Genomic DNA, 15,007 nt, shown 5'->3' with positions numbered 1-15,007 from the left:
TCAGGAACTCAGGTGCTCGTGCAGCATCTTCCACACCCCGTCCCGCTTCACGATCACGTTCGTGCCCCGTCCCTCCCCTGACCGGGGCTGACCGTCCACCACCCCCGTCCAGGAGAAGCGGTACCGGCACACGGCGTGGTCGGCGCCCAGCACGACCCACTCAAGATCCCTGATCGCGTACACCTCGTCCCGGATCGCCTCGAAGGTCCGCTCGACCGCCCCCGCGATTTCCTCCAGACCCCGGTACGAACCATCGGAGAACCAGTAGACGGCGTCCGGGACGATCAACGGCACCACGCGTGCGATGTCGTGACTGTTGTTGGCCTGCTCGTACCGCGCCATGAACGCCGTGAGCTCGGCTGCGGGATTCGACATGCGCCGGGCTCAGGCGGCCGGGAGGGCGGTGGCAGTGGTGTCGGCGGTGGTGTCGGCGGCGGTGTTGGCAGTGGCGGTGGCGTCGGTGTCGGCGAGCAGGATCGCGGCGACGGCGTCCGGGGCCTCGTGCATGGCGTCGTGGCCGGTCGGGAGGTCGTGGACCTGCCAGGCGGGGTCGGCCTGGAGGCGGGCGCGGAGGCCGGCGAAGGGTGTCCGGTTCTCCCAGCCCGAGCAGTAGACGAACTCGCGGCGGGGGACGCGGGCGACCGCGCCGGTGAGCCGGATCGTCTGGAGGAAGGCGGCGAGGGGATGGGGGCGGCGGCGGGGATCGCCGCCGTCCGGCGGCCGGACGGAGTAGCCGGTGGCCGCGGCGCCGGCGGCGAACACCTCCCGGAAGTGGTCGTTCGTCGACGACCAGCACGAATCACCGTCGCGCGGTACGTAGGCGTCGAGGTGCACCAGCCGGGAGATCCGGCCCTCGGCGCGGTCGGCCGCGGCGGCGACCACCATCCCGGCGTAGCTGTGGCCGACGAGCGTCGCGCCGGTGACGCTGTGGCGGTCCAGGCACCGCAGCACGTCGTCGGCGTGCGTGTCGAGACCGGCGGTCGCGACCGTCGCGCTGTCGTCGTCCGGCCGCAGACCGGTCAGGGTCAGGGCGTGCACGGTGTGCCCGGCGCGCTCCAGCAGCGGGACCACCGCCTCGAACGACCAGGAGCCCTTCCACGCGCCGGGTACGAGGACGAACGTCGCCATGTGCTTCTCCTTCGCCGGGGGACACGCGGCCCGGTCGGGCGCTCGGCGCGCCGCGGGACCACTTCGTACAGAGCCAGTCTCACGGGGTCACGCGGTGGCGTGGTACCGCTACGATGCCAAGTCATGCCCGTTCGCCGCCAACCCCGCCAGGCCGCCGGTGTGACGTCCCACGTGTGGCCGTCCGGCGGGCGCCACCTCTGGCCGTCCGGCGAGGCGAGCGAGGTGCGGTCGCACGCACGCGGGCACCTGGTGTACGCGGCCAGCGGCGTCCTGGCGGTCCACACCGAGCGCGGCACGTCGATCGTGCCCGCCGACCGGGTCGCCTGGACCCCGGCGGGGTTCACGCACCACCACCGCGCCCACGGCGTCACCGACATGCGGATCGTCTTCCTCACGCCGTCCCTCGCCCGGCTCCTGCCCGGCCACCCCGCCGTGTTCCTCGCCTCCGGCCTCGCCCGCGAGGTCCTGCTCGCCCTGACCGGACCCCGCGCGCACGACGCCGACGTGCCCGCGCACAGCCCCGCCGCGCGCTCCCGCCTTCTGCGCGTCCTCGTCGACGACCTCCAGGAAGCGCACGAACAGCCCCTGCACCTGCCGCAGCCCGCGGACGACCGGCTGCGAGCCGTCGCCCGGATCCTCTACGAGAATCCGGCGGACAACTCCACGCTGGCCGAACTCGGCAGGACGATCGGCGCCAGCCCCCGCACCCTCAGCCGGCTCTTCCACGACGAACTCGCCATGACCTTCTACGAGTGGCGCACCCAACTGCGCATCCACCACGCGCTCGTGCTCCTCGCCGACGGCCGCGACACCCTCCGCACCGCCGCCGCCTGCGGATGGGCCAACCCCAGCAGCTTCATCGCCGCCTTCACCGCCGTCCTCGGCACAACCCCCGGCCGCTACCGGACCAACCGCCCCGCCCCCAGGCCGCCTTCGGCGTCGTGAAGCGGAGACTCGTCATCGCGACCAAGGTCGTCGCCACGGCTCGATTCCGGTCCTGGCTCGTCACTCAGGCCCAGGGGCGCGCCCACGGCGGCATCGCCGTGGCCCCCGCTGTCGCGCCTGCGGCTGTCAGGGCTTGATGACGACGGAGCGCACGATCTTGTCGGCGAAGGTCTGCCGCTTTTCGTCCCACAGCGGCCACAGATAGCCGAGCCCGCAGCAGACGGCGTCGAGGATGTGCAGGAGCCAGCGGCCGAAGGCCCTCCCGAAGCCGAGGACTTGCCCGTCGGCCTCGCGTAGGAGGTGGATGCCGACGGCCTTTTTGCCGGGGGTCTGCCCGGTGGTGCCCGCCACGTAGCTCAGACCGATGGCAATCAGGAGGACGAGAAGCGCGCCCCACTGGGCGGCTGCCGGCGTGCTGCCCAGCGAGTACCAGACGATGCGTTCGGGCACGTACATGATGATGCCGTCGATCAGTGCCGCCGCTACCCGTCGGCCCCACGACGCCAGTGGCGGCATCCCGCCCGCCGGCACCTGCCCGTACACAGTCTGATCCGTAGGCCCCCCACGGGGATATTCCGGCAACCCATTTCCCGAGCCCGGTTGTTGCGGCGCAAGCACCCCGCCCACACCCGTTCCACCGCTACTTCCACCGCCCGACGGCGACGCCCCTCTGTCATCCATGGCCCGGAGTAAAGCAGATCATGCGAACGAGTGATCGCCCCCTCCGCATGGAATGACTCCCTCCGGATATGCCCGTGATCTCCATCGTCCGCCCACCCGCCAGAAGACCCCTTTATGCACCCTTGACCTGAGCATGTACATCACATGTAAGTTCTGCGAACTTGTGGGAATTCTGTGGCTCCGGGTGGGGACTTTGGGGCTGGGGTGGGGAGAGCTCTGTGGTGAGCAGACATGCGCGCAGGTCGTTGATTGCTGCCGTGGCGGCGGTAATGGTGACGGGCGGCCTCGCGCCGTTGGGTGCGGGCGGGCAGGCGTTCGCCGCTCCTCCTTCGCAGACAGCGGAGAAGTCCCCGCAGGGAAAGGCCGCTTCGGCCCTCACCGAGGACGCCGCGAAGGCACAGGCCGCGTCGTCCGGGGCAGATGTGGAGATCACGTCGCTGCGGTCGGAGTCGAGCGAGACGTACGCCACGGCCGATGGCCAGTTCGAGGTGGTGGAGCATGTCCGGCCGGTGCGTGCCCGGATTCGCGGCGGGTGGCAGCCGGTTGACAACACTCTGACCGCGACGGCGCAGGGAACGGTGGTCCCGAACGCGACGACCGTGGGGATCACCTTCTCCGGCGGCGGCAGCAGCCCGTTGGTGTCGCTGGACAACGCGGGCAAGAAGCTGGCGTACACGTGGCCCGCGCTGCTCCCCGTGCCGACGCTCGACGGTGACACGGCCACGTACAAGAACGTTTTCCCTGACGTCGATCTGCAGATGCGTGCCGATGTGGACGGCTTCCACCAGGTGCTGGTCGTGCGCACGGCCGAAGCCGCGAAGAACCCTGCACTCACTCAACTCAAGCTGGGAGTGCAGGGGCAGGGGCTGCGCCTGGCCGAATCGGTCGGCGGTGGCCTGGAAGCTACCGACGAGGCGGGCGGAGGTGTCGCATTCGAGGCCCCCCAGCCGCTGATGTGGGATTCGGCACGTCCTTCCGGCGCTCAGACACCGTCCAGGACCGCGAACGGGCGGGCTGGCGCTTCGAGTGAGGCGGGGGCAACCGACGATCTCGGTCCCGGAGACGCCTCGAACATCGCCCCGATCGATGTCGAGGTGTCTGCCGACGGGAGCGAACTGCATCTGACACCCGACCAGAACATGCTGGCCGACGCGGGCACCCGCTTCCCGGTGTTCATCGACCCGCAGACGTACACGCCGAAGGCGTCGTCGTGGACGATGGTCTCGCGGTACTGGGCGTCCTCACCGCAGTGGCGGTTCAACGGGGACTCCGACGCGGGTGTCGGCTACTGCGGCTGGGACTACTGCGCCCCGTACGACCTGAAGCGGCTGTTCTACCAGTTCTCCACGTCGAAGTTCATCGGCAAGACGATCGTCAAGGCCACTTTCGTCGGGCATGAGACGCACTCGGCGAGCTGCGACAAACGCGTGGTCGAGCTGTGGCGGACCAAGCCGATCAGCTCGTCGACGACGTGGAACACGCAGCTCGCCAGCGGATTCTGGGCAGACGCACTCGGCACGGCCGATGTCGCCAAGGGCGGCGGTTCGGGATGCCCGGCCGGTGACGTGGAGTTCGAGGCCACGGACGGTGTGAAGTACGCGGTCTCTCACGGCTCTTCCACGGCCACGTTCGGTCTCAAGGCGACGGAAGAGGGGGACAAGTACGCGTGGAAACGGTTCTCCGACGACGCGTTCCTGCGGGTGAAGTACAACAAGCCGCCGACGCAGATCAAGATGTCGCAGTTGTCGATGAATCCGGGCGGGACGTGCAATCCGCTCGGGAGCTCCACGCGGTTTGTGCCCACGGTCTCGGCGGTGAACGTCACCGACCCCGACGGAGACCACGTCGCCGTTCAGTTCGCGCTTCTGTGGGATGCGAGCAGAGGTACGAACCGGACGACGCACTGGACGTCAGCGTGGACGACGGCCAAGGCCTCGGGCTCCAGTTTCTCGATCGCCCTCCCCTCGACCATCCCGGAGAACCTCAAGATCGGGTGGACGGTACGTGTGGCGGACTACGACGAGGAAAATCGGTACAGCTACTCCCCCTGGTCGTACGACGGGGCCGCGACCGCTTGCTACTTCGTCTACGACACCAGCGCACCGGCAAGCCCGACGATCACCTCCGGCGACTACCCGCCGATCAACGTCAACGATCCGCTGGACCCGAGCTATGACGGTGTCGGCCGGTATGGCACCTTCACCATCTCCTCTCCCACCGACAGCAGCACCACGAAGTACTGGTACGGGGTGAACGAAGAGCCGTCATCGGCCAACGTGATCACCACCACCGCGGGCGCGGCCAAGACGATCAAGTTCCGCCCCACGAAATCCGGTGTCAACATCGTCTATGCCTCCACACTCGACTCGTTGGGCAACAAGCGCGCGCCGACGTCGTACATGTTCAAGGTGAAGGCCGGCCAGCCGGCCAGGGCCGCGTGGAAGTTGGACGACCCAGCCGGTGCGACCGCCGCCGAAGGCAGTGGCGGAGAGCGGACGCTCGACATCGCGGGCAACCCCACGCTGGGTGTTCCGGGCGCCGTGGGCAATGCGGTCACGTTCGACGGGATCGACGACTACCTGCACTCCGACATCCCCACGGTGAACACGTCGTACGGGTTCTCGGTCGCCGCGTGGGTGAATCTGTCCACGATGCCGGGCTCGTCGGCAGTAGTGGCCGCGCAGCCGGGCAACAAGAGTCCAGGGTTCGAGCTGTACTACAACAAGACGGCCGATCGCTGGGCGTTCAACCAGTACACGGCCGACACGACTTCAGCGACACCAGTAGAAGCGGCGCAGGCCGCCGGCGGCGGCGTCCATCCGGGTGAGTGGGTTCACCTGGCGGGTGTCTACGACTCGGCGGCCGACCTGATGACCCTCTACGTCAACGGAGTCGCGGCGGGTACGAAGGCGTACGCCACCCCATGGGACGCCCGCCGAGGACTGCAGATCGGCGCGGGCTCCCACAGCGGAAGCCCGACCTCCTTCTTCCCCGGGTCCATCGATGACGTACGGATCTACGACAAGCCCCTGGTACAGAACGACGTCACCAGGCTGGCCAACAAGCAGCCGCTGGACACCGGACGCCCAGCCCGAGCCGTCTTCTCCCTCGACGAGGGAGCGACGCAGGACGACGGCGCTGCCACCACGGTGATCAGCGGACACGCAGACGTGCAGGCCGCCACGTACAAGGGCGGGGCGACGCCCGGTCAACCAGGTGTCTACGGCAACGCACTGACGCTCGACGGAGTCGACGACTACGCGGCCACTACGTTCCCGCACGTCAACGCAGTCGACAGTATGTCCGTGGTGGCGTGGGCGAAGCTCTCGGTCAAGCCCGACCACGGCGCGGTCGTCGTGACCCAGGCAGGGTCCTCACGTCCGAGTTTCGAGATCTACTACTCCAACGCACTCGGCTGGACGTTCGGCCAGTTCACCACGGACGCTCCCAGCGCCACACTGGTCCGGGCCGCACAAGGCGACACAACGAAATCCCCGGCCGGTGTGTGGACGCAGTTGGTCGGCACCTACGACGGTGTCGCCGATGAGATGCAGTTGTACGTGAACGGCGTCCATGTGACCACCACCAGCTTCGCCACCCCCTTCTACAGCACTGGCGGCGTACAGATCGGTGCGAGTTCATTCGACCATGTCGCGGGGGACTTCTTCCCCGGACAGATCGATGACGTCCAGCTCTTCGACCGGGCGCTGTCCGGTCCCGAGGTGTCCGACCTGTACCGGTCCAGGCCGATCGTGGCAGGCCGGTGGAAGCTGGACGCCGTCTCGGGCAGCCCCGCTGTCTCTCCCGACGATCTGCCCACAGCAGCGGACCGGCACCCGCTGAATCTGGGTACCGGGGCGAGTATCGACACCAGCAGCATGGTGGGAACAGGCAGTCTGCTGCTTGACGGTTCGAGCAACGGCTACGCCTCCACCACGGCGTCACCGATCCACACCAACACCAGCTTCACCGTCAGCGCCTGGGTCAAAGGACCGCGGCCGACATCGCCACGGACCGTGCTGAGCCAGGCGGGTGTGAAGAACTCCGCCTTCGCCGTGCGCTACGTCCCTGACCCGGACGACCCGAACGCCGGGCGATGGCAGTTGGACATGGCCACCACAGACGACAGCGCCGCGAAACACTCTCTCGCAGAGCACACCAATTTCCAGGACGACGGCTGGAGCAACATCACCGTGGTCTACGACGCCTTCGCTGCGCAGATGCGCCTGTACGTCGACGGCGGACTGCGTCAGTCGGTGTGTGCGGACGACGACGGGGACGGCACGCAGAACGACCCGACGTGTACGACGAAGGTGTCCTGGAACTCCGACGCGCATCCCTTCGACGCGACCAAGGGACTGCAGATCGGACGCTCCCTGAACGGCGGCACCTTCGGCGAGAACTGGTCGGGCGCGATCGACGACGTGTGGGTCTTCCAAGGCGCCGCCAACGACGAGCAGATCGCAATCCTGGCTAATGGAAACGCGATCCCCACCAATCCCGGCCCCTGACCGGCCATGGCGGGGTGGCCGCACCAACTGTGCGGCCACCCTGCTGAGCAGTCCCAGTACCACCCTTTTGACCACGACCTTTCGGCGGACTGCCCCGAACCGGGGCGAGGGGGCATGGCTTGTGCGGCCCAGGACGGATTTCATGATGAAGCGGGCAAGGACAGCGACGACTTCTGCGGGCATGAGACGACGGATTCGCCGCAGGATCGCCGCAGTCGTCTCCGGCGCCCTGATCGCCACCCTGTTGCAAGGGGCGGTCCTCCCTGTGGCGGAAGCCGACGACATGCCGGGGATTCCGGCGTCGGAGAAGGCACTCAGCGGCCACGACGTGAAGATGGCACCCCGCCAGACCAAGGGTGCGCCTGGCATCCCCCAGTGGACGCCGAAACAGAACTGGCCGAAGGCCAGTACCGCGCAGGTGACACTCCCCGCCCCGGGAAAGACCGCCACCGCCGTCCGCGCCGGAAGCACCGCGGTGGCGCTCACCACCGCGACCGCACAGACCGCCCGGGCGAAGACGGCGAGTACGCCCCTGGAAGGCGCCGCCACCGTACGAGTGCTTGACCATCAGGCCGCCCAGCGGGCCGGCGTGGACGGCATGCTCTTCTCTGTCAGCCGCCAGAACGCAGCCCGCGGGAACGCGGTGGGACTGACCGTGGACTACAGCGCCTTCTCCCAGGCCTACGGAGGCGGTTACGCCGCCCGGGTCCGACTGGTGCAGCTCCCGGCCTGCGCGGCCACCACGCCTGAAGAGCCGTCCTGCTCCACGCGTACTCCCGTTCCGGCCCGTAACGACCCGGCTGCCCACAGCCTTACCGCGGCATCGGTAGGCGTGCCTGCCGCGGGCCAGTCGCTGCTGCTCGCCGTGGCCACCGGGACATCGAGCGATCACGGTGACTACAAGGCGACGCCGCTGTCGTCGTCCGCGACGTGGAACGCCAACCTGAACACTGGTGACTTCACCTGGTCCTATCCGATGCCCACACCGGATGTGCCAGGAAAATTCACTCCGACTGTCAAGCTCGCCTACTCCTCCGACTCTTTGGACGGACGTACGTCCAACTCCAACAATCAGGCGTCCTGGGCCGGCGACGGTTTCAACCTCTGGTCCGGTTCGATCGAGCGCAGTTACAAGCCATGCGCCGACGACAACGTGAAGAACGCCGACGGGAAGGCTCCCGGAGACCTGTGCTGGGCCTATGACAACGCGACGCTCTCCTTCAACGGGCACGCAGGAGAGCTCATCGCAACGGGAACCAACACCTTCCGTCTCAAGGGCGACGACGGCACCAAGATCGACCGCATCTACGGTGACACGAACAACGTCCGGGCCAACGGGGCTCGCAACGACGAGTACTGGAAGGTGACGACCACCGACGGTACCCGCTACTACTTCGGCTACAACCGGCTCCCCGGCTGGGCCACCGGCAACGCAGTCACCAACTCGGCCTGGACCGTGCCGGTCTACGGCGACGACTCCGGTGAGCCCTGCAACGCGGCCACATTCGCCAACTCCTGGTGCCAGCAAGGCTGGCGCTGGAATCTCGACTACGCGGTCGACGTCCACGGCAACGCCATCGCCTACTTCTACAACAAGGAGACCAACACCTACGCCCGCAACCTGAAGCCCGCCGACGAAACCGCGTACGACCGCGGCGGCAGCCTCGACCACATCGAGTACGGGCTACGGGACAGTTCCGTCTACTCCGCCAAGGCACTCGCCCGTGTCGACTTCGCCTCAGCCGAGCGCTGCATCCCCGAAACCGGCGTCACCTGCGACGCGGGCACGATCAACGACAAGTCGTTCTACTGGTACGACACCCCGTGGGACCTGAACTGCGCCGCGGGCGCGGACTGCACGAAGTCCGCGTCCCCCACGTTCTGGACCCGCAAGCGCCTCACCGACGTCACCACCCAAGTCCTCAAGCCGGACAGCAGTGGCTACAACCCCATCGACACCTGGCACCTGGACCAGGGCTGGGGCATGGCCGACATCGACTACCAACTGCTCCTCAAGTCGGTCAAGCACACCGGCAAGTCGGCCACGCCGGACATCCCGCTGCCGCCGGTCACCTTCGGATACGACCAGCGCACCAACCGCCTCAAACAACCCGGCGACGACACGGCACCGTTCATCAAGGAGCGGCTGGCCACAGTCGTCGACGAATCCGGCGGACAACTCGACGTCACCTACTCCGCGGCCACCTGCGACGCCGCCCACCTGCCGACGCCGGCGTCCAACACCACCCGCTGTTTCCCGGTCTACTTCACCAAGCAGGGCGACACGGATCCCACTCTGCAGTGGTTCAACAAATACGTCGTCGACACCGTCGTCCGGACCGACCGCACCAAATCGTCGCCGGACATGGTCACCCGCTACTCCTACCTCGACGGGGCGGCCTGGCACTACGACGACGATGAAGGGCTCACCAAGGAGAAGTACAAGACCTGGTCGACCTGGCGCGGCTACGGCCACGTCCGGGTCCAGACCGGCGGTCAGGACCCGGTCGGTATGAAGACCCAGACCGACCACTACTTCCTGCGAGGCATGGACGGCGACAAGGGCGACACCAACCCGGTCACCGTCTCCGACGACCACGGCGGCACCATCACCGACAGCGACCCCGTGGCGGGCTTCGAGTACAAGACCGAGCAGTACAGCGCGCCGGGCGGCAAGGTCTTGTCGAAGACCGTCAACACCCCCTGGTTCCACGAGACGGCCAAGCGGGTGCGGGACTGGGGCACGACCACGGCCGACCTCACCGGTACCGCGAACACTCGCACCTGGGCCTCGCTGGACAACGGCGCGGGAACCACCTGGCGGCAGACCTACAAGGTCAACAGCTTCGAGAACACCGCCGGGCGCGTCGTCAAGACCGATGACTTCGGTGACGAAAGCACTCCCGCCGACGATCAGTGCACCCGCGTCACCTACGCGGACAACACCAGCGTGTGGCTGCTCACCGCCGTCGCGCGCAGCGAGACCGTTGCCGTCAACTGCTCCGCCACCCCGAACCGGGCCAAGGACGTTCTCTCCGATGTCCGCACGGCCTACGACGGACTCGACTACGGTGTCGCGCCCACCAAGGGCGACGCCACCCACATGGCATCCCTGAAGAGCCATGACGGCAGCAAAGCTACCTACCTTGAGGCCGGCACCACATACGACAGCACCTACGGTCGGCCTCTGACCGCGACGGACCTCACCGGTACTGTCACCGCCACCGAAACCACGAGCCCGGTCCGTACCAACCGCACTGACGGTCGGACGATGACCACGGCCTACGCCCCGGCGACAGGCTTTCCGACGACCGTAACCGTGACCTCGCCGCCAGCGGTGCCAGGCACGGCATCGACCTCACAGGCGACGAAGACCACCTACGACACGCTGCGCGGCCTGGCCACAACGGTGTCGGACACCAACACCAAGCGCACCGACATGACATACGACGCGCTCGGCCGCAGCCTGAAGGTCTGGCTGCCCAACCGGTCCAAGGCCAACAGCGACATCCCGAACTACCAGTTCGTCTACACCATCACCGACACCAAACCGATCTCGGTCGCCACCAAAACGCTCAAGAGCGACGCCGGGCAGCAGACCTCCTACGCCCTCTACGACGGATTCCTGCAGCCCCGGCAGACCCAGGCGCCCGGCCCGAACGGCGGACGCCTGGTCACCGACACCTTCTATGACGAGCGCGGCCAGGCAGTCATGACCTTCGCTCCGTACTACAACACCAGCGCGCCTTCCACAGAACTGCTGAAGCTCGATGACGCTCTCGGTGTCGAGACCCAGACCCGCAACACCTACGACGGCCTGGGCCGCGTCGTCCAGACCCAGCAGGTTTCGGGCAACAGCGGCGGCGGTGGCATTCTGGCAACCACCAGCACCACGTACGGCGGCGACCGCATTACGGTCACGCCGCCGAGGGGAGCCACTCCGACCACCACGGTGGTCGACGCACGCGGCCGAACCACCGACCTGCTCCAGTACCACGCAGCCACCCCCACCGGAGCGGCCGACACGACCCATTACGGCTACACGCCCGCCGGGAAGCTGGAGAAGATCACCGACCCGTCGGGCACTGTCTGGTCCTACGGATACGACCAGCGTGGCAACCAGACCGGTGCGCACGACCCGGACAAGGGTGACACCTCCTCGGTCTTTGACGACCGCAACCAGCTCGTCTCCACCACCGATGCCAGTCACCAGACGATCACGCATGTGTACGACGGCCTGGGCCGCGAGACCGAGACCCACGACGGCGCGGCGACCGGAACCCTGCTGACCAAGCACGTCTGGGACCCGTCCGACTACAAAGGCCAGCTCGCCTCCGCCACCCGCTACGTCGGCGGAGCCACCGGGACCGCGTACACCACCACGTACAACATCTACGACTCCCTCTACCGGCCCAACCGGATCACCACCACCATCCCCTCCGTCACCGGCGAGGAAACACTGGCCGGGTCATACCAGACCAACGTCAAGTACAACGCCAACGGGACCGTTCAGTCGACCGGCTACCCCGCAGCGGGCTCGCTGCCTGCCGACACTCTGGCTCCCACGTACAACGACGTCCTACGTCCGACCAAGGTGACCGGAACCGGCGGCACGACGTACCTCACCGATGCCGTCTACAGCTTCACGGGCAAGCCGCTCCAGTACACCTACCAAAGCGGCGGCAAGAAGACCCAGGTCACCAACACCTACCAGTGGGGCACACAGCGCCTGGCCAACGCGCGCGTCGACCGTGAGGACGTGCCCGGCACCGACAAGTCCTCCACCTACGGCTACGACGAAGCCGGGAACGTCACCTCAATCAACGACATCTCGCGCGACGGCACCGACAATCAGTGCTTCACCTACGACTACCTCAGCCGTCTCACCGAGACCTGGGCCCAAACGGCCGCCACCTGCGGCGACCCCAGCGCCGCGCTTCTCGGCGGACCGGCCCCCTACTGGCAGTCGTACACCTACGACCTCAGCGGCAACCGCAAGACCGAAACACTCCACGACCCCAACGGGGTGACGGCCAACGACGTCCACCGCGCCTACATCAATCCGAGCGCGACAGCGGCGCGGCCGCACACTCTCAGCGAAGTCGACACCACCGGAGCGACTGGAACAGCGGCCGACTACTACACCTACGACGCCACAGGTAATACCGCCACCCGCACTATCGGCGGCGACAAGCAGACCTTGATCTGGGACGCCGAGGGCCACCTCACCAAGGTCACCGAGGACGACGGAAACGGCGGCACCAAGACCGTCGTCTCCTACGTCTACGACGCCGACGGCAACCGCCTGATCACTCGCACCGCCACCGACACCACCGTCTACCTCGGCTCCACCGAGATCACCCTGACCAAGGGTGCCACCAAGGCCAAGGCCACCCGCTATTACGACCTCGGCGGCGGCACCCAGGCGATCCGCACCGACGACAACAAACTCAGCTTCCTCATCGGCGACCACCTCGGCACTTCCCAACTGGCCATCTCCGCGACCGACCTGGCCATGCAGCAGCGCCGTTCCACTCCCTTCGGCGGCGCCCGCGGCACCCCGCCGGCCAACTGGCCCGGCAGCAAGGGCTTCATCGGCGGCACCATCGACCAGGGCACCGGCCTCACCCACCTAGGCGCCCGCGACTACGACCCCACCACCGGCCGCTTCATCAGCGCCGACCCCATCCTCGACACCGCCGACCCGCAGCAGATGAACGGCTACAGCTACAGCAACAACAGCCCGGTCACCTACAGCGACCCCAGCGGCCTCCGTACCGACTGCGGCAGCAGCAGCCGCGACGGCGCCGCCTGCCCCAAGAACGACCAAAACGGCAACGGCCTGCCCGACAACGGCAAACAAACCGGAAACAGCCCCGCTCCCGTAACGACGAGCGCGGACACGGACACGTCCTCCTGCGACCAGGACTGCCAGCGTATGAGGGACGCCTACAAGTGCGGTGTCCTCGGCTGCCAGGCAACACACAACCTTGGCGAATGGTGCCAGCACAACGAAGTCCTGTGCTACGCGCTCTCCAAGTCCGAAGGGTTCAACCGCACGATACAGAAAATCTGGGACACCGAGAAGGAAATACTCGGGATCTCTGGCTTTGAGTCATGCAGAAACGGAGACCTCCTAGCCTGCGCGGAACTCCAGGCGAGCGTCGTATTCCAGAGCAAGCTGAGAGTCCTTGCGGCAGCGCTTCGCGAGGGCAACAAGTACACCGGTGGCACTCTAGGATGCCTGACGAACAGCTTCTCGCCGTCCACCCTCGTGCTCATGAAAGACGGCAAACTCAAGCCGATCAAGGACATCAAGCCCGGCGACGAGGTCGAAGCGGCAGACCCGAAAACCGGAAAACACATCGGCACCCGCCGCGTAACCGCCAGACTCGTCCACCACGACGACGACCTGACCGACGTCACAGTCCAGGCCTCGACCGGCGAGACAAAGACGCTTCACACCACTTCCCGCCACCCCTTCTGGGACGACACCAGCCACACCTGGGTGGAGGCAGGTCAGCTCACACCAGGCCATGTCCTCAACACGGAGGACAACAAGCACACCCGCATCCTCTCTGTCGCCGGCCGGCCCGGCGCCGCCGCGATGTACAACCTCACCATCGAACAGCTCCACACGTACTATGTACTCGCAGGGGATACCCCGGTCCTCGTTCACAATTCCAACTGTGGCTGGGATATGACCAAGATCGACGAAAAGTATGACAAGCACGTGCTTGGGGAGGGTAAGCGGCCCGGCGAAAGCGCTGACATGCCGGAATATGAGCACCCGGTAAACGGCGTAGATGGGTTCGACCGCTATAATCAGGATGCGTGCGCATTGATGTGCGGGCCTAAGGGTGAGGGTGTGAGAGAGGTAGTGCGCTCGGGGGATGGCGCAATCCTGCGGCTCGACACGACAACCGGCAGGCTGGGAATTATGCAAAACGGAAAAATTACGAACTTCTTCCGCCCGGATGATCCTCTGAAATACATGGAGGCCGAAAGTGGGCGGTGAGATCCAGAGGTTCGACGAGTGCTTCTCGGAAGTCTTCTCTCGTCAGGGGTGGCGAATCCCCATGCTGCCTGGAGAGGCTGAAGCGCGCTGGAGTTCATTTGTAAAAGACTGTGTCGACGGATACCCCTGGGACGTTGAGGACTACTTCAATGACCTGTCGCTTAGGTCCGCGCTTGCCAAGGCACTTCCCGAGCTGGAGTCCGCAGGTCACGGGCATGCTCGTGAGCTTGGAAAGTCGATCGCAGAGTCAGATGAGATCCTCAAAGCGGTACTGGTTCGAGATTCCTTTCCAGGATTTTCGGAGGGTGATTGGTGGTTGCGGCGTACGCCAATTTACGCCGCCAGGAGATTCTGTGCAGAGTTTCACGAGTCTCATGGAGTGGAAATCGCTTCCAGGTCTAGGTATGACAATGATGTGGATGAAATGTCACGCATGGCTACTGAGGGGGCTTCCGCCTCATCGATCTGCTTCATCGTGCGAAGCGATTCCTGGTATGTATCGCTCAGGTCTGGACTCTTCCTGCGTGCGTGTCGCGATGCCTTGTCGCTAAGTCGGGACGGTCGCAAGACTGTCTGGAAATGGCTCATGGGCGAGATTTCGGACGATGAACTCCGTGAAACATTTGACAACTTCTAGCAGCGGGATTTATTCTCTGCTTCGGCCTTGCTGTGCGATATTTGATAGGGCCTCACAGTTGTTGCCATAGACTCAAGAGTCATAGCG

7 protein-coding genes are annotated in these 15,007 nt (G+C 66.3%); 4 read left to right on the top strand and 3 right to left on the bottom strand.

Features of this window, described 5'->3' with window-relative positions; translation table 11 throughout:
- Entirely contained in the window at window positions 1-375 is a 375-nt protein-coding gene (locus tag ACFZBB_RS03000; RefSeq protein WP_391117138.1) for a DUF4440 domain-containing protein, read from the bottom strand.
- Between the two features lie 9 nt (window positions 376-384).
- A complete protein-coding gene (locus tag ACFZBB_RS02995) occupies window positions 385-1,128 on the bottom strand; it encodes an alpha/beta fold hydrolase (RefSeq protein WP_391117136.1) in 744 nt (247 codons plus the stop codon).
- 123 nt (window positions 1,129-1,251) lie between these two features.
- On the opposite strand from ACFZBB_RS02995, the gene ACFZBB_RS02990 reads away from it, so the two are divergent.
- Window positions 1,252-2,073 carry a helix-turn-helix domain-containing protein gene (locus ACFZBB_RS02990; protein ID WP_391117134.1) on the top strand — a complete coding sequence of 274 codons (822 nt, stop codon included), beginning with the start codon at window positions 1,252-1,254 and terminating at the stop codon, window positions 2,071-2,073.
- Between the two features lie 126 nt (window positions 2,074-2,199).
- Here the strand turns inward: ACFZBB_RS02990 and ACFZBB_RS02985 are convergent, their stop codons facing one another.
- The gene (locus tag ACFZBB_RS02985) at window positions 2,200-2,616 is read right to left on the bottom strand and encodes an RDD family protein (protein ID WP_391117131.1); all 417 of its coding nucleotides are present in this window, start codon (window positions 2,614-2,616) and stop codon (window positions 2,200-2,202) included.
- Between the two features lie 359 nt (window positions 2,617-2,975).
- Between ACFZBB_RS02985 and ACFZBB_RS02980 the strand changes: the two genes are divergently transcribed.
- The 3 genes from ACFZBB_RS02980 (at window position 2,976) to ACFZBB_RS02970 (ending at window position 14,920) form a co-directional block, all read left to right on the top strand.
- A complete protein-coding gene (locus tag ACFZBB_RS02980) occupies window positions 2,976-7,265 on the top strand; it encodes a LamG-like jellyroll fold domain-containing protein (protein ID WP_391117129.1) in 4,290 nt (1,429 codons plus the stop codon).
- A gap of 181 nt (window positions 7,266-7,446) precedes the next feature.
- The gene (locus ACFZBB_RS02975) at window positions 7,447-14,283 is read left to right on the top strand and encodes a polymorphic toxin-type HINT domain-containing protein (protein ID WP_391117127.1); all 6,837 of its coding nucleotides are present in this window, start codon (window positions 7,447-7,449) and stop codon (window positions 14,281-14,283) included.
- Window positions 14,273-14,920, top strand: a complete 648-nt coding sequence (locus tag ACFZBB_RS02970; RefSeq protein WP_391117124.1) for a hypothetical protein — start codon at window positions 14,273-14,275, stop codon at window positions 14,918-14,920. The genes ACFZBB_RS02975 and ACFZBB_RS02970 overlap by 11 nt, the downstream gene beginning before the upstream one ends.
- Window positions 14,921-15,007: the final 87 nt, after the last annotated feature.

The sequence above is a fragment of the Streptomyces sp. NPDC008139 genome (assembly GCF_042957025.1).
GTDB lineage: Bacteria > Actinomycetota > Actinomycetes > Streptomycetales > Streptomycetaceae > Actinacidiphila.
Note: the sequence above shows the minus strand (reverse complement) of the source record. Positions and strands in the feature narration are given on the sequence as shown.